The sequence below is a fragment of the Burkholderia sp. AU17457 genome, from assembly GCF_002223255.1.
In the GTDB taxonomy this organism is placed as follows: Bacteria; Pseudomonadota; Gammaproteobacteria; order Burkholderiales; family Burkholderiaceae; genus Burkholderia; species Burkholderia sola.
Map to the genome: position 1 here is coordinate 1,829,263 of NZ_NKFB01000003.1, position 24,396 is coordinate 1,853,658.

Genomic DNA, 24,396 nt, shown 5'->3' on the forward strand with positions numbered 1-24,396 from the left:
CCCCTTTCACCGAAACCGCAACTGACCGACCAAGGAGATGAGACTCATGAGCACCCCGATCACGCTGCCGCAAGGCATGACGATCACCGGCGAAATCAAGCCGGGTTACGAAGCGATCCTGACGCCCGACGCGCTGGAACTCGTTGCGTCGCTGCATCGCACGTTCGAATCGCGCCGCCAGACGCTGCTGCAGGCGCGCGTCGAGCGCACGAAACGCCTCGACGCGGGCGAGCGCCCCGATTTCCTGGCCGAGACGAAGGCGATCCGCGAAGGCGACTGGAAGGTCGCGCCGCTGCCGGCCGATCTGCAATGCCGCCGCGTCGAGATCACGGGCCCGGTCGAGCGCAAGATGATCATCAACGCGCTGAACTCGGGCGCCGATTCGTACATGACGGATTTCGAGGATTCGAACGCGCCGAGCTGGACGAACCAGATCGACGGCCAGATCAACCTGAAGGACGCGGTGCGCCGCACGATCTCGCTCGAGCAGAACGGCAAGTCGTACCGGCTGAACGACAAGGTCGCGACGCTGATCGTGCGTCCGCGCGGCTGGCACCTCGACGAGAAGCACGTGACGGTCGACGGCCAGCGCGTGTCCGGCGGCATCTTCGATTTCGCGCTGTTCCTGTTCCACAACGCGAAGGAACTGATCGCGCGCGGCTCGGGCCCGTACTTCTACCTGCCGAAGATGGAAAGTCATCTCGAGGCGCGCCTGTGGAACGACATCTTCGTCGCGGCCCAGGAAGCGGTCGGCGTGCCGCGCGGCACGATCCGCGCGACGGTGCTGATCGAGACGATCCTCGCCGCGTTCGAGATGGACGAGATCCTGTACGAACTGCGCGAACACAGCTCGGGCCTGAACGCCGGCCGCTGGGACTACATCTTCTCGGCGATCAAGAAGTTCAAGAACGACCGCGACTTCTGCCTGGCCGACCGTTCCAAGATCACGATGACCGTGCCGTTCATGCGCGCGTACGCGCTGCTGCTGCTGAAGACCTGCCACAAGCGCAACGCGCCGGCGATCGGCGGGATGAGCGCGCTGATTCCGATCAAGAACGATCCGGAAGCGAACGACAAGGCGATGGGCGGCGTGCGCTCGGACAAGCAGCGCGACGCGACCGACGGCTACGACGGCGGCTGGGTCGCGCACCCGGGCCTCGTGCCGATCGCGATGGAGGAATTCGTCAAGGTGCTCGGCGACCAGCCGAACCAGATCGCGAAGCAGCGCGACGACGTGCAGGTGGAAGGCAAGAACCTGCTCGACTTCCAGCCGGAAGCGCCGATCACCGAAGCCGGGCTGCGCAACAACATCAACGTCGGGATCCACTACCTCGGCGCTTGGCTCGACGGCAACGGCTGCGTGCCGATCCACAACCTGATGGAAGACGCGGCGACGGCCGAGATCTCCCGCTCGCAGGTGTGGCAATGGATCCGCTCGCCGAAGGGAGTGCTCGACGACGGCCGCAAGGTCACGGCCGATCTCGTGCGCGAATTCGCGAAGATCGAGCTCGACAACGTCAAGCGCTCGGTCGGCGGCAACACGCAGCCGTACGAACGCGCCGCGGCGATCTTCGAGCAGATGTCGACGTCGGAAGGCTTCACCGAATTCCTGACGCTGCCGCTGTACGAGGAAATCTGACGACGCTGTCCGGTGCGATCGCCGGACGGCCACGCCGCGCCGCCGGTCGCATGCGATGACGCGTCACCGGCATGAAAAAAGCGCCCCGCGGGGCGCTTTCTCTTTTGCGGCGTATCGAGCCGCCGCCCGCCGGCCCGCTCAGGCGGCTTCCTGCTCGCGCCGGTGCTGAACCCAGTCGCCGGACGCGATGCGTGGGCGCCCGGCCGCCGCATGCGCGGCCACCGGATAATACAGGCACGCGTACTGCCGACCGCCGAGTTCGACGGTCACCTCTTCCGGTTTGAACAGCGAGTCGACGCCCGGATAGACGCGCTCGATCTCGTCGAGCACCGGGACGAGTTGCTCGTCGACCTCGTAGACGTCGCCCCAGACCAGCGACTTGCCGGCCGTCCCGGCGATCATGCCCGGATACGCGCCGAAATCGACCAGTTCGCCCGGCAGCGCGGCTGCACCCAGCAGCGTCGGGGCGGCGATGCCGTGGCGGGCGGCCGCATGGCCGATGTCGTTGGCCTGTCCGGCTCTCAAGGTGCCATAGACGAATACGTGGCGCATCGTGGTTCTCCTCTTCGATTCGTGTGTTGCCGTGTTGGCGTGCGACCGGTGCGCGATGGGCGCGACGTGGCGCACGCATCGGTAGACCGCGATACCGGCCCGATGGTTCGAACCGTCGGCGCGACCGGCTGCCGGCAGCCACCCCGGGTTCGCCGGCGCCCACACAAAGTTCATTTGAGCCCGGCATGATGGCCTGAAAAACCACCGCATGCGCACGCGCCGCGCCTTCTAAAATAACGGCATCGCCGCCGCGCCGCCCGAACCGTTCATGAATCCGCCCGCCTCAGCCGACGTATCGAACCCGTACGACGTCATCGACATCCCGCCGGAATTCGCGCCGACCGCCGTCCATCCGATGCGCGTGCGCGCACGGCAGGTCGATGCCGGCCGCCGCATTCCGCTGCACACGCATGCGTGGGCGCAGCTCGCGTATGCGTCGCGCGGCGTGCTGCGCGTCGCGACGACCGGCACGACGTGGATGGTGCCGCCGTCCCGCGCGATCTGGGTGCCGCCGCACGTGTCGCACGAAGTCGTGATCGTCGAAGAGGCCTACTTGCGCACGCTGTATATCGACGAGTCGATCGTGCCGGACGGGCTCGACGCATGCCGCGTCGTCGAGGTGACGGGGCTGCTGCGCGAGCTGATCGTCGCCCTCGACGCGCGCGACCTGAGCGCCTCGCGCGAGCGCCTGCTGTGCGGGCTCGTGCTCGATGAGCTGAGTCATGCCGAACCGTTGCCGCTCGCGGTGCCGATGCCGGACGAAAAACGCCTGCGCCTGCTGTGCGAATCGGTACTCGCGCAGCCCGCGCATGCGGAGTCGCTCGAGCACTGGGCGAGCGAGGTCGGCGCGAGCACGCGCACGATCTCCCGGCTCTTCAAGCAGGAACTGGGCGTGAGCTTTTCGCAGTGGCGCCAGCAGGCGCTGCTCGCGCGAGCGATCCCGCTGCTGAACCAGGGGCGCCCGCTGTCGCACATTGCGCGCGAACTCGGCTACCAGAGCCAGAGCGCGTTCTCGGCCATGTTCCGCCGCGCATTCGGCGAAAGCCCGCGCGCGTTCATGCTGCGCGGCTACGAGCATCGAGGCTCGGAAGGCGACGTCGCGGAAAACGACACGCCGGACGACGACGGCGCAATCGACGCGGCCCGCTGATCGCTCGTTCCGCCGCGACGGACCGTCGGACCATCAGACCGGCCGCACCATGTGGCGGATCGAGCCGAGTTGCGCAAGCCGCGGCCCGGTGACCCGGTAGCCCATGCGCAGGTACAGATGCGCGGCAGGATTGTCGACGAACACGCGCAACTGCAGTTCGTGCAGCCCGCGCGCACGTGCCCAGCGATGCGACATCTCGAGCATGTAGGTCCCGGCGCCCTGCCCACGATGGCCGGCCGCGATCTGCACGTCGCGAATGTGCAGCGAATCGCCCTCCTCGGTCACGCGCAGCACGCCGATGCGCTCGCCGTCGGCTTCGAGGATGAAGTTTTCGGATTCGCGCCAGCTCGCATAGAACAGGTCGCTGCGCCACACGAGCCCATGGCGCTTGTAGTAGCCGCCCATGTTGCCGTGCGTCAACGCTTCGGCATACGGAAAATCGCCGGGCTCCGCGGGCCGGAGCTGATACAGCAGTCGCAGGTCGGTCGGATCGAGCATCGCGCAGAAGTCAGAAACGCATCCCGCCACGATAGCGCAGTCGCGTGCGGATGCAATCGCGAATTTCTCGTAGGGGCGCGGCGCGCGGTTCGGTACGCCGTATGGGATGTCAGCGAAGGCACAACGGACGATGCAAATGAAAAAGCCCGCACGAGGCGGGCTTCTTCATTTTCTGGCGGAGCGGACGGGACTCGCCTACATCGCGCAGGCCGCGGCTGCGCTTGCAAGCGCAGCCCTTCGAGTCCCGCCGGAAGCCGCACGGGCGGCTTCCTCCGCTCCGCGGCCACGTGCCCTGCCCGCAAGCGGGCACAACGACCGAACGCACAAACAACAATGCCCGCACAAGGCGGGCATTGTTGTTTGTTTGGCGGAGCGGACGGGACTCGAACCCGCGACCCCCGGCGTGACAGGCCGGTATTCTAACCGACTGAACTACCGCTCCAGTCTTGCTGCTTGCCTGGCAGGCGTCGGTTACTTCCTGCCGGCGCGCCGTTTGTTCGAACGACGCCGAAATCTGGCGTCCCCTAGGGGATTCGAACCCCTGTACTCACCGTGAAAGGGTGATGTCCTAGGCCTCTAGACGAAGGGGACAACGTACTGCTTACATCCTTAACGAGAAAGCCCGTTCAAAAACGCTTTTTGAACGGGCTTCGTTCTGGCGGAGCGGACGGGGCTCGAACCCGCGACCCCCGGCGTGACAGGCCGGTATTCTAACCAACTGAACTACCGCTCCAGCTTTTCTGCACCACCGCCCACAGGATCTCGTCAGGTTCCTGCACGCGTTGCGACACTTCCATGAAACGCCGCTGAATCTGGCGTCCCCTAGGGGATTCGAACCCCTGTACTCACCGTGAAAGGGTGATGTCCTAGGCCTCTAGACGAAGGGGACAACGTACTGCTTACATCTTTAATACAAAAGCCCGCTCAAAAACGTCTTGAACGGGCTTCGTTCTGGCGGAGCGGACGGGACTCGAACCCGCGACCCCCGGCGTGACAGGCCGGTATTCTAACCGACTGAACTACCGCTCCAGCTTTCTTACCCAACCCGCAGGACGTCGGTTACGTTCCTGCAAGCCTTGCGACACTTCTACGAAACGCCGCTGAATCTGGCGTCCCCTAGGGGATTCGAACCCCTGTACTCACCGTGAAAGGGTGATGTCCTAGGCCTCTAGACGAAGGGGACAAAATCTTTTCAGATTTGTCTGACTTTCGCTATTTACTTCTGCTCAACAGCGAAGGCCGAAATTCTAACTGCTTTGAATCATTTTGTGAAGCATTTATTACTACCGCTGCTTCGCAAATCAATCCAGCTTGTTCTGTTGGTGGAGGTAAGCGGGATCGAACCGCTGACCTCTTGCATGCCATGCAAGCGCTCTCCCAGCTGAGCTATACCCCCTTGCAGAACAGAAATGAGATTATATGGACCGATTCCGAACTTGTAAATACCCTTTTTACGATTCGCGCGAAATTTTTTGCGAAGCCGCCGCGCACTCATGCACGACGGCTTCGCTCTCGCCTATACGTCAAGCCAGCGCGGCCTCGATGCGCGACACCACGACGTCGCGACCGAACAGCACGAGCACCGCGTCGATCGACGGCGTGTGCGTCGTGCCCGCCACCAGCAGCCGCACCGGCATCGCGAGCTGCGGCATCTTCAGCTTGTGCGCGGCGAGCGTCGCCTTCAGCGCCGCGGACACCGCTTCCTTCGTCCAGTCGGCCGCCTTCAGTGCGGCGACGAGATCGGCCAGCGCCGGCCGCACCGCATCGGTCACGTGTTGCGCGAGCGCATCGGCGTCGGGTGCCGGCACACGGTAGAACATCGTCGCGCCTTCCGCGATCTCCTTGACCGTCGTCGCACGATCCTTCATCAGGCCGACCACCGCGTCGAGCGCGGGGCCCGTCGCGATCGCCGCGTCGTCGATGCCGAGCGCGTCGAGGAACGGCTTCGCGAGTGCGGCAAGGCGCGCGTTGTCGGCTTCCTTGATGTAGTGCGCGTTCAGCCAGCTCAGCTTGCTGTGGTCGTACTGCGCGGGCGACTTGCCGAGATGCTCGAGGTCGAACCATTCGACGAACTGTTCGCGCGAGAAGATTTCGGCATCGCCGTGCGACCAGCCGAGGCGCGCGAGATAGTTGACGACGGCCTCCGGCAGGAAGCCTGCGTCGCGGTACGCCATCACGCTCATCGCGCCATGCCGCTTGCTCATCTTCTCGCCCTGCTCGTTCAGCACGGTCGGCAGGTGCGCATAGACGGGCGGCTCGCCGCCGAGTGCGTTCAGGATGTTGATCTGGCGCGGCGTGTTGTTCACGTGGTCGTCGCCGCGGATCACGTGCGTGATGCCCATGTCCATGTCGTCCACCACCACGCAGAAGTTGTAGATCGGCGTGCCGTCCGGGCGCGCGATCACGAGGTCGTCGAGCTCCTCGTTCGAGATCTCGACACGCCCCTTCACCGCATCGTCCCACACGACCGTGCCCGTGAGCGGATTGCGAAAACGCAGCACCGGCTTCACGCCGGCCGGCGGCTCCGGCAGCACCTTGCCGGGCTCCGGACGCCACGTGCCGTCGTAGCGCGGCTTCAGGCCGGCTTCGCGCTGACGTTCGCGCAGCGCGTCGAGTTCCTCGGCCGACATGTAGCACGGGTACGCGAGGCCCTTCTCGAGCATCTGCGCGAGCACTTCGCGATAACGGTCCATCCGCTGCATCTGGTAGATCGGGCCTTCGTCGAAATCCAGCCCGAGCCATTGCATCCCTTCGAGGATCGCATCGACCGCTTCCTGCGACGAGCGCTCGACGTCGGTATCCTCGATGCGCAGCACGAACGTGCCTTTCATCTTGCGGGCGAACGCCCACGGATAGAGTGCGGAGCGGATGTTGCCGAGGTGGATGAAGCCGGTGGGACTCGGCGCGAAGCGGGTACGGACAGGACGGGTCATAAACGGTAACTCGAACGCCTGGGGCGCATGAATGATTCGACGCGGGACGACGGCAGCCCGGACAGCAACGGAGCCGGCGACGCCCGGAACGGGAAAGAAGCCGGAATTATACTCGCGCCGGACATCGCGCCAAGCGCGCCGCTTGCTTTATGATGTGCGCGCCGCGGCCGCCAGCCGGTGCGGCGCCGGCCGCACGGAACCCGCTGCGCGGCCTCGGAAACCCTCGCAGCCGCGGGCCGTGTGACCCGCCGCCAAGCCGCCGGAGAACCATCGATGTCGTCCCCTCGTCTGTCGCGCCGCCACTTCACGATCGCGTGCGCGTCTGCCAGCCTCGCCGCCTGTACGTCCTTCGGCGACAAGTCCCGCCCCGGCACGGCCCTGCCGCCGGAGAAGCCCGTCAAGATCGGCATCGCGCTCGGCGGCGGCGCCGCGCGCGGCTTCTCGCACATCGGCGTGCTGAAGGCGCTCGAGGCGCGCGGCATTCCGATCGAGATCGTCGCCGGAACGAGCGCGGGCTCGGTGGTCGGCGCGCTCTACGCGTCGGGCATGAACGCGCTGCAGATCAACAAGATCGCCCTCGACATGGACCAGGCGGCGATCAGCGACTGGGCGCTGCCGTTCCGCTCGCGCGGCCTGCTGCAAGGCGTCGCGCTGCAGAACTTTCTGAACAAGACGCTCAACAACCGGCCGATCGAGAAGATGGCGAAGCCGCTCGGCATCGTTGCGACGGACCTGCAAAGCGGCCAGCCGATCCTGTTCCAGCAAGGCAACGCGGGGCTCGCGGTACGCGCGTCGTGCAGCGTGCCGTCGGTGTTCGAGCCGGTGAAGATCGGCAATCGCGAATATGTCGACGGCGGCCTCGTGAGCCCGGTGCCGGCGTCGTACGCGCGCAAGATGGGCGCGAGCTTCGTGATCGCGGTCGACATCTCGTCCCGGCCGGACGGCGCGCCGACCAACAACCCGATCGAGATGCTGCTGCAGACCTTCACGATCATGGGCCAGACGATCAAGACCTACGAGCTGGACAAGTACGCGGACGTCGTGATTCGCCCGAACCTCGCGGCGATGGGCGGCAGCGACTTCAACCAGCGCAACGCGGCGATCCTCGCGGGCGAGGAAGCGGTCGCGCGCATCATGCCGGAACTGCAGCGCAAGCTCGCGGCGGCGCGCGGCGTGGCCGTGGCCGCGTAGGTTGCGATGGGCGGCAGGCCGCGGCACGCGCCGCCTGCCGGTGGCCGACGCAACGACTTCCGCCTCGCCGTCGGCGCCGCGCCAAAGCAAAAAACCCTGCCGCCTTTCGGTGACAGGGTTTGTCGTCCGGCCGCGCGACCGGCAAACGTCAGTTGTTGCCGTTCGCCGAATCGTCGCCGATCGTCGCGCGCACGCGCTGACGCAGGTCTTCGGGCTTCATCGGGAATTCCGATTCGAGCCGGCGCGCGCCGGTGAAACGCTTTTCCCAGTAGCCGCTGTCGAGATCGTCGACGCGGACCGTGCTGCCCGTCGACGGCGAATGCACGAACTTGTTGTCGCCGATGTAGATGCCGACGTGCGAGAACGTGCGGCGCATCGTGTTGAAGAACACGAGATCGCCCGGCTTCAGGTTGCTCATGCTCACCTTCTCGCCGACGCGGCTCATTTCTTCCGCGCGACGCGGCAGCGACATGCCGAGCGTGTCCTGGAACACGTAGCGCACGAAGCCGCTGCAGTCGAGTCCCGAATCCGGCGAGTTGCCGCCCCAGCGATACCGCACGCCGATCATGTTCAGCGCGCCGACGACCACGTCGCCCGCCTTGCCCGCCATGCCGGCAAGGAACGACTTCGCGCCGCCGCTCGACGGCTGCGCGCTGGTCTGCTGGAGGGATGAGCCCGACCCGATCTGAGTCGAATTGCTGACATTCTGATTAAAACTGCTGACTTCGTCGGCGAACGCGCCGGGTGCTGCTGCGAACAGGGCGCCGATGAACAGCCCGGCGATGGTGCGCGCGCATGCCTGGGTCAGGGATCGATGCTGCATTGGTCGATGGAATATGCTTAAAAATCAGCTGATTGGCGGAAAATTTCGGTCGATACTAGCCAGCGCGTAATCGTTTGTCAAAACAAATTAATAAATACAATCGAGATGGTCAGACCATTGGACGCCTATCACGCTTTCCAGACCGCTTTCAACAGCTTTTGTGTGTAAGGATGTGACGGCCTGGTGAAGATGTCGGACACCTCCCCCGACTCGACGACGGCGCCGTCCTGCATCACCGCGACGCGGTGCGCCATCGCGCCGATCACCTCCAGGTCGTGGCTGATGAACACGTAGCCGAGGTTGTATTTCTGTTGCAAATTCGCGAGCAGCTTCAGCACCTGCTGCTGGATCGACACGTCGAGCGCCGACGTCGGCTCGTCGAGGATCAGGATGCGCGGCTCCAGCACCAGTGCGCGCGCGATCGCGATCCGCTGGCGCTGGCCGCCCGAGAATTCGTGCGGATAGCGGTGCAGCACCGTGCGGTCCAGGCCGACTTCCCGCAGCACCGCGAGCGACTTCGCGCGGCGCGCGTCGGGCGTCATGTCCGGGCGATGCAGCTCGAGCCCCTCGCCGACGATCCGCTCGATCGTGTGACGCGGCGAAAGCGAGCTGAATGGGTCCTGAAAGACCACCTGCATGTTCGAGCGCAGCGCGGTCTGTTCGCGGCCGCGATAGGTCGACAGCGCGCGCCCCTGGAATTCGATCTCGCCGCCGGCCGTCTTCTGCAGCCCGAGCAGCGCCATCGCGAGCGTCGACTTCCCCGATCCCGATTCGCCGACGATGCCGAGCGTTTCGCCCTGCCGCACCGACACCGACACGTCGGCCACGGCCGTCACCGGCACCGTGCCGAACCAGCCCGCGAAGCCCGGCCGCTTGCGCGCGAACTGCACGCTCACGTGGCGCGCGTCGAGCACGACGGGTGCGATCGGCATCACCGGCGTGACCGCGCGTTGCGGCCGGCTGTTCAGCAGCCGCTGCGTATACGGATGCTCGGGTGCCGCGAAGATCCGCTCGACGGGCCCGCTCTCGACGAGCCGGCCATGCTCCATCACCGCGACCCGCTGCGCGAAGTGCCGCACGAGATTCAGGTCGTGCGTGATCAGCAGGATCGCCATCCCGCGCTTTTCCGCCTCGTCGCGCTGCAGCTCCAGCAGCAGGTCGACGATCTGCGCGCGGATCGTCACGTCGAGCGCGGTGGTCGGCTCGTCCGCGAGCAGCAGGCGCGGCCGGCACGCGAGCGCCATCGCGATCATCGCGCGCTGCCGCTGGCCGCCCGACAACTGGTGCGGGTAGCTGTCGACGCGCTTCTCCGGCTCCGCGATGCCGGTGCGCGCGAGCAACGCGATCGCCCGCTTGCGCGCCTCCACGGCCGATACGCCGTCGTGCAGCACGATCGTCTCGCCGATCTGCACGCCGATCGTATACAGCGGATTGAGCGCCGTCATCGGCTCCTGGAAGATCATCGCGATGTCCGAGCCGCGCAGCCCGCGCATCTCGCGCTCGCTCTTGGCCGTCAGGTCCTGCCCGGCGAAACGGATCGCGCCCGCGACTTCGGCGTCGCGCAGCAGCCGCAGGATCGACAGCGCGGTCACGCTCTTGCCCGACCCCGATTCGCCGACGAGCGCGACCCGCTCGCCACGCCCGATCGCGAGCGTCACGTCGTCCACCGCGACCGTGTCGCCGAAGCGCACATGCAGATGCTCGAGCGACAGCAGCGGCTCGTGCTGCGTCGATACGGTCGACTCGCTCATCGCTGCCCTCCCGCCGCGCGCACCGAATCGGCGATCCGCGTGTCGAGCGCGTTGCGCAGCGCGTCGCCCATGAAGGTCAGCAGCAGCAGCGTCGCGACCAGCACGCCGAACGTCGACAGCGAGATCCACCACGCGTCGAGGTTGCCCTTGCCCTGCGCGAGCAGCTCGCCGAGGCTCGGCGTCGGCGGCGGCACGCCGAGCCCGAGGAAATCGAGGCTGGTGAGCGCGAGGATCGAGCCGCTCATCCGGAACGGCAGGAACGTGATCACCGGCGTGAGGCTGTTCGGCAGCACGTGGCGCCAGATGATCTGCCAATTCGTGAGCCCCATCGCGCGGGCCGCGCGCACGTAGTCCTGCGTGCGGTTGCGCAGGAACTCGGCGCGCACGTAGTCGGCGAGCCCGATCCAGCCGAACAGCGACAGCAGCACGATCAGCAGCAGGAAGCTCGGCTCGAAGATCGACGCGAAGATGATCAGCAGGTACAGCTCCGGCAGCGAGCTCCAGATCTCGATCAGCCGCTGCCCGACGATGTCGATGCGTCCGCCGAAGAAGCCTTGCACCGCGCCCGCGGCGATCCCGAGCAGCGTGCCGATCACGGTCAGGATCAGCCCGAACTCGACCGAGATGCGGAACCCGTACACGAGCCGCGCAAGCAGGTCGCGGCCCTGCGCATCGGTGCCGAGCCAGTTCTCCCGCGACGGCGGCGCTGGGTTCGGCACGTTCGAGAAGTAGTTCAGCGTGTCGTAGTAGTAACGGTTCGGCGGATAGACGACGAAGTTGCCGGGCGCCTCGAGCCGCTTGCGAACATACGGATCGAGATAGTCGGCCGGCGTCGGGAAATCGCCACCGAAGGTGGTCTCCGGGTACGCATGGAACATCGGGAAATAGGTCTGCCCGTCGTAGCGCACGACGAGCGGCTTGTCGTTGGACCACAGCGGCGCCGCGAGGCTCGCGGCAAAGGCGACGACGAAGATCACGAAGCTCCAGTAGCCGAGGCGCTGCTGCCTGAAGCGCTGCCACACACGGCGGGCCGGCGACGGCGACACGCGCGCACGCGCGGCGTCGATACGGGGGGATGCGACGGCCCGGTTCATCGCGCGCCTCGCCCGATGACGCCGGGCATGCGAACGGCTCGTTTCATGTCAGCGCTCCAGGTTGTCGAATTGAATGCGCGGATCGACCCACACATAGCAAAGATCGGAAACCAGCTTGGTCGCGAGCCCGATCAGCGTGAACAGGTACAGCGTGCCGAGCACGACCGGGTAATCGCGCCGCACGACCGACTCGTACGACAGCAGCCCGAGGCCGTCGAGCGAGAACAGCGTCTCGATCAGCAGGCTGCCGGTGAAGAACGCGCCGATGAACGCGGCCGGAAAGCCGACGATCAGCGGCAGCATCGCATTGCGGAACACGTGCTTCCACAGCACGCTGCGCTCGGAGAGCCCCTTCGCGCGCGCGGTGAGCACGTATTGCCGGCGGATCTGGTCGAGGAACGCGTTCTTCGTGAGCATCGTGACGACCGCGAAGCTGCCGACGACCGACGCGGTGATCGGCAGCGCGATGTGCCACAAATAGTCGAGCACCTTGCCGACGAGCGACAGCTGCGCGAAGTTGTCCGACGTGAGGCCGCGCAGCGGAAAGAGCTGCCAGAACGAGCCGCCGCCGAATAGCACGAGCAGCAGCACGCCGAGCACGAAACCCGGAATCGCATAGCCGACCAGCACGACGAGGCTCGTCGCGACGTCGAACGGCGAACCGTTGCGCACGGCCTTCGCGATGCCGAGCGGCACCGAGATCAGGTACGTGAGGAAGAACGTCCACAGCCCGATGCTGATCGACACGGGCAGCTTCTGCACGACCAGCGACCAGACGCTTTGATGGCGAAAGTAGCTTTCGCCGAGATCGAAGCGCGCGAAGCGCTTCAGCATCAGCCAGTAGCGTTCAAGCGGCGGCTTGTCGAACCCGTACAGCGCCTTGAGTTGCGCGAGCTGCTGCGCGTCGACGCCGGTGTGCGCGCGCATTCCGAACGGCGTCGCGCCCTGCTCGGTCGCGCCCTTGCGCAATTCCTGCACGGCCTGCTCGACCGGGCCGCCCGGCACGAACTGGATCACCGCGAACGTGAGCGTCAGCACGCCGACGAGCGTCGGGATCATCAACAGCAGGCGTTTGAGGATGTAGCTCCACATAGGGCGTCGACTCGTGATCGGTGGCAGGTTGGATGAAGGGCCGGCGCGGCTCAGTGGTCGGGCTTCGCCCACCAGGTCGACACGATCCAGCCCTCGGCCGAATAGTACAGCGGCAGCGTCTGGGGATAAGCGAGCGTGCGCTTGTACGCGACGCGGTGCGTCGTGCTGTACCACTGCGGAACCGCGTAGTAGCCGTGCATCAGCACGCGGTCGAGCGCGTGCGTCGCGTCGAGCAATTCCTCGCGCGTCTGCGCGGTGCCCAGCGCGTGCAGCAACGCGTCGACGGCCGGCGATTTCAGCCCGATGAGATTGTCGGAGCCCGGCTCGTCGGCGAACTTGCTCGCGTAACGCGAGTATTGCTCGGCGCCCGGCACCTGCACGCCCGGCAGGCGGATCGTCGTCATGTCGTAGTCGAACGCATCGAGGCGCTTTTGCAGCAGCGCGTAATCGGCCGTGCGAAACCGCACGTCGATGCCCAGCTTCGCGAGGTTGCGCTGGTACGCGGTCACGACGCCTTCCATCGCGCCGCCCGCATCGTCGAGGATCTCGAAAGCGAACGGCTCGCCCTTCGCATTGCGCAGCGCACCGTCGCGATAGGTCCAGCCGGCCTGTGCGAGCAGCGCGCGCGCCTTCAGCAGGTTCGCGCGCAGCGAGCCCGGCGGATTCGTGTTCGGCTGCGTGACCATCGGGCCGAACACCGCCGGATCGAGTTGCGCACGCAGCGGCTCCAGAAGCTTCAGCTCGCCCTCGCCCGGCGCACCGGTCGCCTGCAGGTCGGTGTCGGCGAAATAACTGTTGAGGCGCGTGTAGGCGCTGTAGAACAGCTGACGGTTCAGCCATTCGAAGTCGAACGCGAGGTCGAGCGCCTGACGCACGCGCACGTCGCGAAACAGCGGCCGGCGCAGGTTCATGAAGAAGCCCTGCATGCCGGCGCCGTTATGCTGGCGGAATTCGCGCTTGACCAGTTCGCCGCTGTCGAAACGCTTGCCGACGTCGCGTCGCGCCCAGTTGCGCGCGACGTACTCGACGAGCACGTCGTATTCGCCAGCCTTGAACGCCTCGAGCCGCGCGACGCCGTCGCCGTACAGCTTGTAGACGATCCGCTCGAAGTTGTTGGTGCCGACTCGCACCGGCAGGTCGGCGCCCCAGTACGCGGGGTTGCGCCGGTAGGTGATCGTGCGGCCGTTGTCGTAATGGTCGATCACGTACGGGCCGCTGCCGATCGGCTGCTCGAACGCGAGCTGGTCGAACGGGATGCGCGAGCCGTCCGCGCGCAATCCCCACTTGCGCGAGAACACCGGCACGCCGCCGGCGATCAGCGGCAACTCGCGGTTCGCGCTGTGGAATTCGAAGCGCACGGTCGCGGGATCGACCACCACGGCCTTCGTAATTTCGGCGAAGTACGCGCCGAACTGCGGTGCGGCCCGTTTGCTCTTCAACGTGTCGAACGAAAACTTGACGTCGTCCGCCGTGACGCGATCGCCGTTCGAGAAACGCGCGCGCGGATTCAGGTGGAACGTGACCGAACGGCGATCCAGCGCGACGTCGATGTCGTCGGCCAGCAGCCCGTAGGCGGACGCCGGTTCGTCGGAGCTGCCGGTCGCGAGGCTCTCGAACAGCATGTCGATGCCGGGCGCGGTGTTGCCGCGCATCGTGAACGGATTGAACTTGTCGAACGACGTCAGCCGGCTCGGGTTCGCGAGCACGAGCGTGCCGCCCTTCGGCGCGTCGGGGTTCACGTAGTCGAAATGCTTGAAGCCCGGCGGATACTTCGGCTCGCCGTACTGTGCAATCGCATAGGCCGCGTGCGCGGCCGGCGCGGCCAGCGCCAGCACCGCGGCCACGCGGCCGGCGGCCCGCAGCGCGCCGAGGCAGGCGCGCGCGGCGGCGGCCCGGGGCGAACCCTTCGTCATAGAGGCCCTGTCGTCGAATGAGGGTAGTAACGTGGAGCGATTCTACCCATTCAATCCGTCGGGCCAAAAGAAAACCGCCACGCGGGCGGTTTCCTCACGAGCCGTTGTCGCGCGCGCGGCACGCACGCGCGACCGGTCGATCAGCGCCAGCCGTTGTGGCGGCCGTGATCCCAGTGACCGCGATCGCCGCCCCAGCCGCGACCATGGTGGCGATACCACTCGTCGCGGCCCCAGTAGCGGCGGCCGTCCCAGTAGCGGTCGCCGTGCCAGCCGATCACGATCGCCGGCGCCGGCCCGTACACGGGCGCCGGTGCGTAGACGGGCGCCGGCTGGTAGACGACCGGCGGAGGCGGCGGCGCATACACGGGCGCGGGCGCGACGTAGACCGGTGCCGGCACGCCGACGTTGATCCCGACATTGACTCCCGCCATTGCTGCGCCCGACACGAGCAAGGCCGTCATACCGGTCATGAGCGAGGCAACACGCAAAGTCTTCATGGATTCCTCTTCTGGTTGTGTCATGTGTGATTCGACTATAGCGGCAAGCGCCCTCCCCGCATATTTCAAGTTTGTAAGAACTGATGCGCGGCATCGCAACGGGAAGCCCGCGCTAACGTCTTGTAACAATCGGCGCCCGGCGCCAGCCTTTCCCGAAACGCCTTTCAACCTGCGCCGCGGCCCGCGTCAAGCGGCGCCGCGCCCGTGTCGAACCGGAAGCCGAATCGCGCCACCGTTTCGATCCGCGCGGAAAATGCATGCGCGGCCAGCTTGCGCCGCAACCGTACGACGAGCGCATTGACCGTTTCGGGCTCGATGTCCGCATCGCCCCACGCATAACGGAGCACGGCGTCGCGCCCGACCGGCCGACCGGCTTCGCGCAGCAGGCATTCGACCACGCGAAATTCCCGCGCGCTGAGCGCGAGCCGCCGGCCACGCTCGTCGAGGGCGCGCGTCGCCGTGTCGAGCCGGATCGATTCACGCGTCGCGATGACGCCCGCGCGGCGCCACAGCGCGTGCAGCCGCTCGTGCAATTCGACGAACGAGCACGGATGGGCCAGGCACACGTCGCAGCCCGCGTTCAGCATCTGCGCGCGCTGGGCGGACGTGGTGCCGGCAACGATCGCGGCAATCGCCGCGCTGCCCGCCGACGCGGCGAGCGGCGGCAATCCGTCGAGAAGCGCCGGCGCGGAAGCGCCATCGGTCGCGACGATCACGATTGCGTCGAACCGATCCTGCGTCGCCGCGAAACAGCCGTCGCGCCATTCGTCGACGCGCTCGACGCCGTGCATGCTTTCCCGAAACGCCTTGTCGAGCCGCGACGCGTCCGGCGTCGGCGGCGCAATCAGCAGGATGCGCATCGATCGGCCTCCTCCGTCATGCGAGCGAACGCGGCCAGCATTCGACCGTGATCGCCGCACCGGCCGGCTGCGCATCGCCGATCCGCAGCGCGAAACCGTGCACGCGCATCACCGCAGACACGATGCTCAACCCCAGCCCCGAGCCGTTCACGTGGCGCGTGCGCTCGCCACGATAGAAGCGTTCGAGCACCGCGTTGCGCTCGCCGGGCGGGATGCCGGGCCCGGTGTCCTCGAACCGGACGAGCGGCCCGTGCGACGTCGTCTGGAGCACGACGCGCACGCGGCCGCCTGGCGGCGTGAACTTGATCGCGTTGTCCGCGAGATTGCTGAACGCCTCGAACAGCAACGCACGGTCGCCATGGATGCCGTCGACCGCGGCCGCATCGAGTTCGAACGACACGTCGACCGCCTCGGCCAGCGGCTCGTAAAGCTCGCACACGTCGCGCAGCAAGGCCGCGACGTCGACCTCGGCAAAACCGCCGCGCCGGCTCAGCGTGCCGATCTCGGAAATGCGCAGCATCGCGCGAAAACGTTCGAGCAGCCGGTCGGTTTCGTCGCGCGCCGACGCCAGCAGCGCCGCCGACGCGGGATCGTGCGCGCAGAACGGCTGGTCGGCGAGCCGCGCCAGCATCGTATGCACGCGTGCGAGCGGCGTGCGCAGGTCGTGCGCGATCCCGTCGCAGGTATGGCGCACCTCGCCCATCAGCCGCTCGACTTCGTCGAGCATGTGGTTCACGAGATGCGCGAGCAGATCGAGTTCGTCATAGCCGCCGACCGGCAGCCGCTTGCCGAGATCGCCCTCGGCGATCTGCCGCGTGACGCGCCGGATCTCGGCGACGCGGCGCATCTGCCGCATGCCCAGCATGCTGCCGCCCGCGACGCCCGCGATCAGGATCGTCACGCCGCCGATCACGAGCCCGCGAATCGCGACGTCGCGGATCTGGATGAAATGCGACAGGTCGCGCGCGACGACCAGCGTCATCCCGTTGTCGCGGCGCACGGCCATCGCGCGCGTAATCGGCGACGATTGGCCGTCGAGCGGCGCGAGCGTGCGGTTCAGCGTCCGGCCGTGGCGATCGGTGCGCAGCCCGGGCGGCGTCGCGATGTCGCCGGCCACGCGGCGCCCGCTCGCGTCGAACAGCCCGTAGAAATTCGTATGCATGTGCTCGTGCTCGAGCCGCCGATGGATCGCGAGCGGCAACTCGGCATCGGGAATCGAATCGAAATAGATCAGTTGCCACGCGAGCACCTCGTCGGTGTCGTGTGTCATCGTATGCGTCGCGGCCACGCTGATCACGCCCGCGAGCAGCAGCAGCGACACCGAGAAGATCGCCGCGTACGCGCACAGCCAGCGAAACGTCGTCGTATGCCAGCGGCGCGTGAAATTCGCCGCGCGGGCTGCGTCCATCCGTGCCTCCGTCAAGCGAGCATGTAGCCCGATCCGCGCACCGTCTGAATCATCGGGTTCGCGCCGGGCGGATCGATCTTCTTGCGCAGCCGCCCCATGTGAACGTCGATCAGGTTGGTACCGGGATCGAAGTGATAACCCCACACGGCCTCGAACAGCATCGTGCGCGTGATCGTCTGTCCCGCGTTGCGCATCATGAACTCGAGCACGCGGAACTCGGTCGGCAGCAGCGGAATCTCGTCGGCGCCGCGGCGCGCGCAGCGCGAAATGAGGTCGAGCTCGAGCGCGCCGACCTTCAGCAGCGTCTGCTGCGGCACGCCCGATGCCTGCCGGCGGCGCAGCAGCACTTCGATGCGCGCGCTCAGTTCGCCGGAATCGAACGGCTTCGTCAGGTAATCGTCGCCGCCCGCACGCAGACCGCGAATGCGCTCGTCGACGTCGCCGAGCGCGCTCAGCATCAGCACCGGCGTATCGATGCCGACCGTGCGCATCGCGGTCACGATCGCGAGACCGTCCGCCCCCGGCAGCATCCGGTCGAGCGTGATCGCGTCGTACGATGCGCTCATCGCACGCATCATCCCTTCGCGGCCGTTGTCGATCCAGTCGACCTCGAAGCCGCGTGCGGTCAGCTCGCCGACGATTTCGTTCGCGGTGACCGCATCGTCCTCGACCGTCAGTACTCGCATGGTTGCCCTCGCAATGAACGTCAAGACGGGCGCGCACGATGCGCCCGTCGCTATCGTAAGCGCCGCGATCGCCTCGCGGCGCCAGATGAAAATAGCTTCATCCTGCGTCGCGGCGCGCGCCTGTGAAACATGTTTCATCCGTGCGTCGGCCGCGCTGCGGCCGCGGCCGCCTACGCTGACGTCATGCGGCATCGGGCCGCGAAACCAGGAGCTACCGGATGAAACTGTCGACCACCGTCGCCTGCATGCTGCTCGCATGCGCGAGCACCGCCGCATTCGCGGGGCCGCACCTCACCCCGCAGGAATGCAACGCGTACCCGTTCGTGCACACGGGCAGCGACGTCACGCGTGCGGACCTCGTGCGCGAGCTGACCGAACTCGAACAGGTCGGTTACGATCCCGCCCATGCCAGCCCGTATTACCCCGACGATCTCGACGGCGCGAAGCATCGGCTCGCCGCCGAGTACCGCGCCGACTGCGCGCATGCGCTGACGGCCGACGCCGGCCCGCGACGCTGACCGCACTGCCCGACGCGACGCGACGCGGCAGCGGGAAAAAACGAAAAGGCGGCACGTGCCGCCTTTTCTTCATGAACGCGCATGGTGGTGAACCCGATGCGCCGCGCTGCCGCTCAACGCGACATCATGTTCATGCTCACGTTGTGCATCACCCACAGCGTGCCGACGATCAGGATCGCGGCGGTCAGCACCGTATAGCTGAACGCCATCACGTTCCAGCGCTGGCCCGACGAGCCGTTCATGTGCAGGAAGTACACGAGGTGCACGACGATCTGCACGAACGCGAGCACGGCGAGCCCGATCAGCGACGCATGCGGCGACAGCACGCCGCCCATCACGAGGCCGAACGACGCGGCCGTGAGCAGCACCGACAGGATGAAACCGGCGACGTAGCCGCCGACACTGCCGTGCCCTTCTTCGAGTTGAGACGAATGCGAATGGGCCATTTAGATCACGCTCGCGAGATAGACAAAGGAAAACACGCAGATCCACACGATGTCGAGGAAGTGCCAGAACAGGCTCAGGCACGTCAGGCGTCGCAGGTCGCGATCGGTCAGGTCGCCGCCGCGCAACACGATCTGCGCGGCCAGCACGATCATCCACAAGAGACCTGCCGTCACGTGCAGCCCGTGCGTGCCGACCAGCGTGAAGAACGCCGACAGGAACGCGCTGCGCTGCGGGCCGGCGCCTTCCGCGATCAGGTGCGAGAACTCCCGCAGTTCCATCGCGAGAAACGCCGCGCCGAGCACGAACGTCACCGCAAGCCACGCGAGCAGCGCACCGCGCCGCTGCTTGTACGCCGCGAGCATCGCGAAACCGTACGTGATGCTCGACAGCAGCAGTGCGGCGGTTTCCACCGCGACGCCCGGAATGTCGAACAGCTCTTTCGCGGTCTGCCCGCCCGCGTACTGGTGGCCGAGCACCGCGAACGTCGCGAACAGCGCCGCGAAGATCACGCAGTCGGTCATCAGGTACAGCCAGAAACCGAACACCGAATGCGACGGCGGATGGTCGTCGTGCTCGAGCAGGGTTGCGCTCAAGGTTTTCTGCAACATCAGTTGGCCTCCAGTTCCACGTCGTCGACGCGCGCGGCCGTGCGCTTCGTCGGCTGCTTGTCTTCGGTCTTGCGCACCGTCGACGCAGGGATGTAATAGCCGTCGTTATCGCGCGAGCTGTAGATCACGAGCGTCGCGATGATTCCGACGAGCCCGCCGATCGCCATCCACCAGATGTGCCACACCAGCGCGAAGCCGAGCACCAGGCTGAAGACCGCGATCACGAGGCCCGCGCAGGTATTCGACGGCATGTGGATGTCGCGAATCGCTGCCGGGTTCGGCCGGCCTTCGCCGCGCGCCTTCATGTCCGCATACGCGTCGAGCGTGCGCACCTGCGGGATCACCGCGAAGTTGTAGTCGGCCGGCGGCGACGACGTCGCCCACTCCAGCGTGCGGCCGCCCCACGGGTCGCCCGTCGTGTCGCGGTACTCGGGCAGATGGCGGTTGCGGATGCTGACCACCAGCTGCAGCAGCTGGCACGCGATGCCGATCGCGATCAGCACGGCGCCGAACGCGGCGACCAGCAGCCACGGATGCCAGGCCGGGTTGTCGTAATGGTTCAGGCGGCGCGTCATGCCCATGAAGCCGAGCACGTAGAGCGGCACGAACGCGACGTAGAAGCCGACCTGCCAGAACCAGAACGCGGCCTTGCCGAGCTTCTCGTTCAGCTTGAAGCCGAACGCCTTCGGGAACCAGTAGTTGAAGCCCGCGAGATAGCCGAACAGCACGCCGCCGATGATCACGTTGTGGAAGTGCGCGATCAGGAACAGACTGTTGTGCAGCACGAAGTCGGCGCCGGGAATGGCCATCATCACGCCGGTCATGCCGCCGAGCGTGAACGTGACCATGAAGCCGATCGTCCACAGCACCGGCGTCGTGAATTCGATCCGGCCGCGGTACATCGTGAACAGCCAGTTGAACACCTTCACGCCGGTCGGAATCGCGATGATCATCGTCATGATCCCGAAAAACGCGTTCACGTTCGCGCCCGAGCCCATCGTGAAGAAGTGATGCAGCCACACGAGGAACGACAGCACCATGATCGCGCAGGTCGCGTACACCATCGTCTTGTAGCCGAACAGCGGCTTCTTCGCGAACGTCGCGATGACTTCCGAGAAGATCCCGAACGCCGGCAGGATCAGGATGTACACCTCCGGATGGCCCCACGCCCAGATCAGGTTCAGGTACAGCATCGCGTTGCCGCCGGCGTCGTTCGTGAAGAAGTGCATGCCGAGGTAACGGTCGAGGCCGAGCAGCGCGAGCGTCGCGGTCAGGATCGGGAACGACGCCATGATCAGCACGTTCGTGCAGAGCGCCGTCCACGTGAACACCGGCATCTTCAACAGCGTCATGCCGGGCGCGCGCATCTTGATGATCGTCACGAAGAAGTTCACGCCGGTCAGCAGCGTGCCGACGCCGGAGATCTGCAGCGCCCACAGATAGTAGTCGACCCCTACCCCTGGACTGAACTGCAGCTCCGACAGCGGCGGGTACGCGAGCCAGCCCGTCTGCGCGAATTCGCCGATCACGAGCGACAGGTTGATCAGGATCGCGCTGACCGCCGTCATCCAGAACGACAGCGAGTTGATGAACGGGAACGCGACGTCGCGCGCACCGATCTGCAGCGGCACGATGAGGTTCATCAGGCCGACCATGAACACCATCGCCATGAAGAAGATCATGATCACGCCGTGTGCCGTGAAGATCTGGTCATAGTGGTGCGGCGGCAGATAGCCGGGCGCGTTGTACGCGAGCGCGAGCTGCATGCGCATCATGATCGCGTCGGCGAAGCCGCGCAGCAGCATGATCAGCGCGACGATGATGTACATCACCCCGAGTCTCTTGTGGTCAACCGTGGTCAGCCATTCCGTCCACAGCCATTTCCATCGGCCGGTGATCGTCAGCGCGGCGAGAATGCCCAGCACGACCAGCCCCATGAAGGCGCCTGCCCCCATGATGATGGGCTGATCGAACGGGATCGCCGAAAGTGTGAGTTTGCCGAACATGCGTTACCCCTTCGTGCCGCAGGCGGCGTCCTTCAGGTCGAGGACGTGGCCATCGTTGTATTTCGCGATGATGTTGTGGAAGAGCCGCGGATCGACCGACGAGAAGTAGCGCACCGGCGCCTTCTCGCTCGGCTGCGCGACGCTGCCGTATACGGTCGCGTCGAGCCGGTCCGGCGACGCCTTCACCTTCTGCACCCATGCATCGAACTGCTCGCGCGGCTCGGCGAGCGTGCGGAACTTCATGTCCGAGAAACCGCGGCCGCTGAAGTTGGCGGACGTGCCCGCGTAATTGCCGGCCTCGTCGGCGATCAGGTGCAGGCGCGTCTGCATGCCGGCCATCGCGTAGACCTGGCCGCCGAGCTGCGGGATGAAGAACGAGTTCATCACCGAATCCGACGTGATGCGGAAGTTCACTGGCGTGCCGACCGGAATCGCGAGCTGGTTCACCGACGCGATGCCGAGCTCGGGATAGATGAACAGCCACTTCCAGTCGAGCGCGACCACCTCGACGTCGATCGGCTTCACCGCCGATTCGAGCGGCTTGTACGGATCGAGCTCATGCGTGGTCTTCCACGTGAGCACGCCGAGGAACAGGATGATCAGCGTCGGCACCGTCCAGATCACGACCTCGATCGCGGTCGAGTGCGACCAGTTCGGCGCGTAGGCGGCGTTGCGGTTCGACGCGCGGTAACGCCACGCGAACCACAGCGTGAGCAGGATCACCGGCACGACGACGATCAGCATCGCCCACGTGGACGTCGCGATCAGCGCCTTTTCGGCCGCCCCCACGCTTCCTTTCGGATTCAGTACATCTAAATTACAACCTGACAGGCTCAATGCCGCGCCCATTGAAAGCAGCGCCGACCAGCCTCTTGAAGCTCTTCTTTTCATCACACAGCCCGAGGGTCATTGAATCCGTTTGCGTATGCCCGATGCGCATTCGATTCACGAAATTGGCCGAATCATACGTCGCGCGAGTGTGATGAAAAACCGGCGCATGCGGCAAATCATCATTGCAAAATCTGCCGTGAGTCACATTGTCGCGGGGCAATTTCACGCAGCCGCAAGCGCGCCCGGCACTTGCCGTGCCGGGCCGCGATGGATGCGTGCGCAACGATGCGTCGCCGCTCGACGCGGCTCGTTTGCGCGGGACGGCCCGGTGTGCCGCGCGCTCAGTCGTGCGTCGACGCCATGTACGACGGCAACGCCGGCGCGGAGCCATCCCCTGCCGGCACCTTCGAATGACTGGCTTCCTGGATCAGCCTGCCGACGGTCGGATCGATTGCATCGGTGAACGGCTTCGGATCGATGCCGACCGCCAGCACGATCAGTGCGAGCGACGCGAACATCACGATCTCGCGGCGGTTCAGGTCCGCGAGCTTCGCGATCCGCTGGTTCGCGACCTTGCCGAACACCACGCGCTTGAGCATCCACAGCGTGTACGACGCGCTGAGGATCAGCGTGAGCGCCGCGATCGCGCCGATCCAGAAGTTGAAGCGGATCGCGCCCATGATCACCATGAACTCGCCGACGAACCCCGACGTGCCCGGCAGCCCGACGTTGGCCATCGCGAACAGCAGCGTGAAGGTCGCGAAACGCGGCATCACCCCGGCCACGCCGCCGTATGCGGCGATCTCGCGCTGCCGGGTGCGGTCCACGAGCACGTTCACGCACAACAGCATCGCGCCCGCCACGAAGCCGTACGACACGAGCTGCACGATCGCGCCTTCGACGCCGATCCGGTTGAACAGGAACAGCCCGAGCGTGACGATCCCCATGTGCGCGACCGTCGAATACGCGAGCAGCTTGCCGAGATCGGTCTGTGCGAGCGCAATCAGGCTCGCGTAGACGATCGCGAACAGCGACAGCGCGATCACGGCCGGCGCGAAGAAATGGCTCGCGTCGGGCGTGATCGGCAGCGCGAAGCGCAGGAACCCGTACCCGCCGAGCTTGAGCATCGCGAGCATCAGCGCGGCGCCCGTCGGGCCGTCGGTGTACACGTCGCTCAGCCACGTGTGGACCGGCCACATCGGCACCTTGACCGCGAACGCGGCGAAAAAGCCGAGGAACACCAGCAACTGCGGCGCGAAGCCGAGCTGCAACGTGCGCCACACGGCCATGTCGAACGTATGCGACTGCGCGTACAGGTACAGCATCGCCATCAGCAGCAACAGCGAGCCGGCGAACGAAATGAAGAAGAACTTCACGGCCGCATACACTCGGCGCTCGCGCCCCCACGTACCGATCAGCAGGTACAACGGAATCAGCGTCGCCTCGAAGAAGATGAAGAACAGCAGCCCGTCCTGCGCGACGAACACGCCGACCATCAGCCCCGACAGGATCAGGAACGACGCGTAGTACTGCGCGACGCGAACCGTGACCGATTCCCACGATGCCACCACTACCACGAGCGTCGTGAACGCGGTCAGCACCACGAGCCAGAGCGACGCGCCGTCGATGCCGACCCGCCATCCGGCATTGAATGCCGCGAGCCAGTCGCGTCTTTCGACGAACTGCATCGCCGCCGAATGCGCGTCGAAACCGGCCATCAGCGGAACGACGGCCGCCAGCCCGGCAATCGCGCCGACCAGCGCGATCAGTCGTATCCGGCGGAAATGCTGGTCGGAACCGGCGCGCAGCAGCCCCGCGCCGAACAGTATCGGAACCCAGATGGCCAGGCTCAGGAAGGGGAAATCATGCATGTCAACAACGCCTTGAGGAGGTCGCGCC

General features: G+C 66.1%; 21 protein-coding genes and 7 tRNA genes. 4 read left to right on the forward strand and 24 right to left on the reverse strand.

The features are described 5' to 3' along the window. Nucleotides 1-46 precede the first annotated feature (46 nt). Nucleotides 47-1,639: a malate synthase A gene (gene aceB, locus CFB49_RS11210; RefSeq protein ID WP_089491475.1), complete on the forward strand. Its 1,593-nt coding sequence runs from the start codon at nucleotides 47-49 to the stop codon at nucleotides 1,637-1,639. Nucleotides 1,640-1,777: 138 nt separating this feature from the next. On the opposite strand, the gene CFB49_RS11215 is transcribed toward aceB, so the two are convergent. After that, entirely contained in the window at nucleotides 1,778-2,191 is a 414-nt protein-coding gene (locus tag CFB49_RS11215) for a gamma-glutamylcyclotransferase family protein (protein WP_089435227.1), read from the reverse strand. Nucleotides 2,192-2,459: 268 nt separating this feature from the next. Between CFB49_RS11215 and CFB49_RS11220 the strand changes: the two genes are divergently transcribed. Next, a complete protein-coding gene (locus tag CFB49_RS11220) occupies nucleotides 2,460-3,341 on the forward strand; it encodes an AraC family transcriptional regulator (protein ID WP_089491329.1) in 882 nt (293 codons plus the stop codon). A gap of 33 nt (nucleotides 3,342-3,374) precedes the next feature. On the opposite strand, the gene CFB49_RS11225 is transcribed toward CFB49_RS11220, so the two are convergent. The 9 genes from CFB49_RS11225 to gltX form a co-directional block, all read right to left on the reverse strand. Continuing rightward, nucleotides 3,375-3,839, reverse strand: a complete 465-nt coding sequence (locus tag CFB49_RS11225; RefSeq protein ID WP_069617696.1) for a GNAT family N-acetyltransferase — start codon at nucleotides 3,837-3,839, stop codon at nucleotides 3,375-3,377. A 365-nt stretch (nucleotides 3,840-4,204) separates the two neighbouring features. Further along, nucleotides 4,205-4,281: transfer RNA gene (locus CFB49_RS11230), tRNA-Asp, on the reverse strand. Between the two features lie 73 nt (nucleotides 4,282-4,354). Continuing rightward, nucleotides 4,355-4,430, reverse strand: a tRNA-Glu gene (locus CFB49_RS11235). Nucleotides 4,431-4,495: 65 nt separating this feature from the next. Then, a tRNA-Asp gene (locus CFB49_RS11240) sits at nucleotides 4,496-4,572 on the reverse strand. Between the two features lie 80 nt (nucleotides 4,573-4,652). Next, a tRNA-Glu gene (locus CFB49_RS11245) sits at nucleotides 4,653-4,728 on the reverse strand. A 63-nt stretch (nucleotides 4,729-4,791) separates the two neighbouring features. After that, a tRNA-Asp gene (locus CFB49_RS11250) sits at nucleotides 4,792-4,868 on the reverse strand. Between the two features lie 78 nt (nucleotides 4,869-4,946). Continuing rightward, nucleotides 4,947-5,022 (reverse strand) — tRNA-Glu (locus CFB49_RS11255). Between the two features lie 137 nt (nucleotides 5,023-5,159). Then, nucleotides 5,160-5,235 (reverse strand) — tRNA-Ala (locus tag CFB49_RS11260). A 127-nt stretch (nucleotides 5,236-5,362) separates the two neighbouring features. Beyond that, on the reverse strand, nucleotides 5,363-6,772 hold the full coding sequence (gltX, locus tag CFB49_RS11265; protein WP_069617697.1) for a glutamate--tRNA ligase: 1,410 nt from the start codon (nucleotides 6,770-6,772) through the stop codon (nucleotides 5,363-5,365). Between the two features lie 273 nt (nucleotides 6,773-7,045). Here gltX and CFB49_RS11270 point away from each other — a divergent pair, with 273 nt between their 5' ends. Further along, the gene (locus CFB49_RS11270; RefSeq protein ID WP_069617698.1) at nucleotides 7,046-7,963 is read left to right on the forward strand and encodes a patatin-like phospholipase family protein; all 918 of its coding nucleotides are present in this window, start codon (nucleotides 7,046-7,048) and stop codon (nucleotides 7,961-7,963) included. A 148-nt stretch (nucleotides 7,964-8,111) separates the two neighbouring features. Here the strand turns inward: CFB49_RS11270 and CFB49_RS11275 are convergent, their stop codons facing one another. The 9 genes from CFB49_RS11275 to CFB49_RS11315 all read right to left on the reverse strand — a co-directional run bounded on the left by CFB49_RS11275 (nucleotide 8,112) and on the right by CFB49_RS11315 (nucleotide 18,087). Then, nucleotides 8,112-8,786 (reverse strand): C40 family peptidase, encoded by a 675-nt coding sequence (locus tag CFB49_RS11275; RefSeq protein ID WP_069617699.1) that lies wholly within the window; start codon nucleotides 8,784-8,786, stop codon nucleotides 8,112-8,114. A 128-nt stretch (nucleotides 8,787-8,914) separates the two neighbouring features. Next, nucleotides 8,915-10,537, reverse strand: coding sequence for an ABC transporter ATP-binding protein (locus tag CFB49_RS11280; protein ID WP_089435228.1), 1,623 nt, complete (start codon nucleotides 10,535-10,537; stop codon nucleotides 8,915-8,917). Next, on the reverse strand, nucleotides 10,534-11,631 hold the full coding sequence (locus tag CFB49_RS11285) for an ABC transporter permease (RefSeq protein WP_050012940.1): 1,098 nt from the start codon (nucleotides 11,629-11,631) through the stop codon (nucleotides 10,534-10,536). Before CFB49_RS11285 ends, CFB49_RS11280 begins: the two co-directional genes overlap by 4 nt. A 48-nt stretch (nucleotides 11,632-11,679) precedes the next feature. Beyond that, on the reverse strand, nucleotides 11,680-12,723 hold the full coding sequence (locus CFB49_RS11290; RefSeq protein ID WP_089491330.1) for a microcin C ABC transporter permease YejB: 1,044 nt from the start codon (nucleotides 12,721-12,723) through the stop codon (nucleotides 11,680-11,682). A gap of 50 nt (nucleotides 12,724-12,773) precedes the next feature. Next, complete coding sequence (locus tag CFB49_RS11295; RefSeq protein ID WP_069617702.1) at nucleotides 12,774-14,636, reverse strand: extracellular solute-binding protein; 1,863 nt, start codon at nucleotides 14,634-14,636, stop codon at nucleotides 12,774-12,776. A 140-nt stretch (nucleotides 14,637-14,776) separates the two neighbouring features. Continuing rightward, complete coding sequence (locus tag CFB49_RS11300) at nucleotides 14,777-15,133, reverse strand: hypothetical protein (RefSeq protein ID WP_089435230.1); 357 nt, start codon at nucleotides 15,131-15,133, stop codon at nucleotides 14,777-14,779. A 164-nt stretch (nucleotides 15,134-15,297) separates the two neighbouring features. Then, entirely contained in the window at nucleotides 15,298-15,993 is a 696-nt protein-coding gene (locus CFB49_RS11305) for a response regulator transcription factor (RefSeq protein WP_069617704.1), read from the reverse strand. 16 nt (nucleotides 15,994-16,009) lie between these two features. After that, nucleotides 16,010-17,401, reverse strand: a complete 1,392-nt coding sequence (locus CFB49_RS11310) for a sensor histidine kinase (RefSeq protein ID WP_089491331.1) — start codon at nucleotides 17,399-17,401, stop codon at nucleotides 16,010-16,012. Between the two features lie 11 nt (nucleotides 17,402-17,412). Further along, nucleotides 17,413-18,087: a response regulator transcription factor gene (locus tag CFB49_RS11315; RefSeq protein WP_050013034.1), complete on the reverse strand. Its 675-nt coding sequence runs from the start codon at nucleotides 18,085-18,087 to the stop codon at nucleotides 17,413-17,415. 218 nt (nucleotides 18,088-18,305) lie between these two features. On the opposite strand from CFB49_RS11315, the gene CFB49_RS11320 reads away from it, so the two are divergent. Then, nucleotides 18,306-18,605 carry a DUF4148 domain-containing protein gene (locus CFB49_RS11320; protein ID WP_069617706.1) on the forward strand — a complete coding sequence of 100 codons (300 nt, stop codon included), beginning with the start codon at nucleotides 18,306-18,308 and terminating at the stop codon, nucleotides 18,603-18,605. Nucleotides 18,606-18,718: 113 nt separating this feature from the next. Here the strand turns inward: CFB49_RS11320 and cyoD are convergent, their stop codons facing one another. The 5 genes from cyoD to CFB49_RS11345 form a co-directional block, all read right to left on the reverse strand. Then, a complete protein-coding gene (gene cyoD / locus CFB49_RS11325) occupies nucleotides 18,719-19,051 on the reverse strand; it encodes a cytochrome o ubiquinol oxidase subunit IV (RefSeq protein ID WP_059573658.1) in 333 nt (110 codons plus the stop codon). Beyond that, nucleotides 19,052-19,660 (reverse strand): cytochrome o ubiquinol oxidase subunit III, encoded by a 609-nt coding sequence (gene cyoC, locus CFB49_RS11330; protein WP_027784811.1) that lies wholly within the window; start codon nucleotides 19,658-19,660, stop codon nucleotides 19,052-19,054. It abuts the gene before it with no gap. Next, nucleotides 19,660-21,666 (reverse strand): cytochrome o ubiquinol oxidase subunit I, encoded by a 2,007-nt coding sequence (cyoB, locus tag CFB49_RS11335; RefSeq protein WP_069617707.1) that lies wholly within the window; start codon nucleotides 21,664-21,666, stop codon nucleotides 19,660-19,662. Before cyoB ends, cyoC begins: the two co-directional genes overlap by 1 nt. 3 nt (nucleotides 21,667-21,669) lie before the next feature. Continuing rightward, nucleotides 21,670-22,557, reverse strand: a complete 888-nt coding sequence (gene cyoA / locus CFB49_RS11340) for a ubiquinol oxidase subunit II (protein WP_069617708.1) — start codon at nucleotides 22,555-22,557, stop codon at nucleotides 21,670-21,672. A 281-nt stretch (nucleotides 22,558-22,838) separates the two neighbouring features. Continuing rightward, nucleotides 22,839-24,368 carry a complex I subunit 4 family protein gene (locus CFB49_RS11345; protein ID WP_089491332.1) on the reverse strand — a complete coding sequence of 510 codons (1,530 nt, stop codon included), beginning with the start codon at nucleotides 24,366-24,368 and terminating at the stop codon, nucleotides 22,839-22,841. Nucleotides 24,369-24,396 lie beyond the last annotated feature (28 nt).